Raw genomic sequence first — 662 nt, 5'->3', positions numbered from 1 at the left:
GTGCAAATTCCGGCTCATCTGACTACGCATTCCGCTAAGAGCTGATCAGTCTTTCCGGATGTAACTGAACGCGTTTCCGCTTCAGCTGATCAATAAGTTTTCAACGTGTTATAGTTCTTTCGTAGTCATCAAATGATTGCGAAAGGAGGCATAACTATGCAAGACTACAACACGATTATCGGCTCCATCCAGATGCGTTTGAATGGATGCCAGACCAGGTCCGTTATGGACCGTTACAAGATTGGCTCAGGTACATTAAATCTGATCATGAGCCGATACCATGACAACGGAATCCCAATCGAGGAACTCCGAATGATGGCACCTAAGGAAGTCGAGAACCTTTTCTATCCGCAGAAAAATCTACAGAGGAAAGATGTCCCACTTCCAGATTTCCAGTATTACTATGACAGAATCCATGCACCAGGGAGCCGCATGAACATTTCGTTCTGTTGGCTGGATTATAAAGAAAAGAATCCTGATGGTTATGAGAAGTCACAGTTTTACGAATACTTCAACCGATTCATAGCAGAAAACTATGGTGGACAGAAGGTATCAATGGCCGTAAACCGAATCCCGGGTGAAAAGATGTATATCGATTGGGTCGGTGATCAGCCGGAACTGTTAACAGATACCGAAACGGGCGAGATCAAAAAAGTCCATAT

At 44.1% G+C, this 662-nt stretch carries 1 protein-coding gene; it reads left to right on the top strand.

Annotated features, from left to right (window positions below):
- Positions 1–156: 156 nt before the first annotated feature.
- Positions 157–662 (top strand): transposase (locus DWY93_RS17740; protein WP_242990781.1); only part of this gene is annotated, 506 nt, incomplete at its 3' end.

The sequence above is a fragment of the Clostridium sp. AF28-12 genome (assembly GCF_003435225.1).
Classification (GTDB): Bacteria; Bacillota; Clostridia; order Lachnospirales; family Lachnospiraceae; genus Pilosibacter; species Pilosibacter fragilis.
This window is presented reverse-complemented; position numbering and strand designations above follow the sequence as displayed.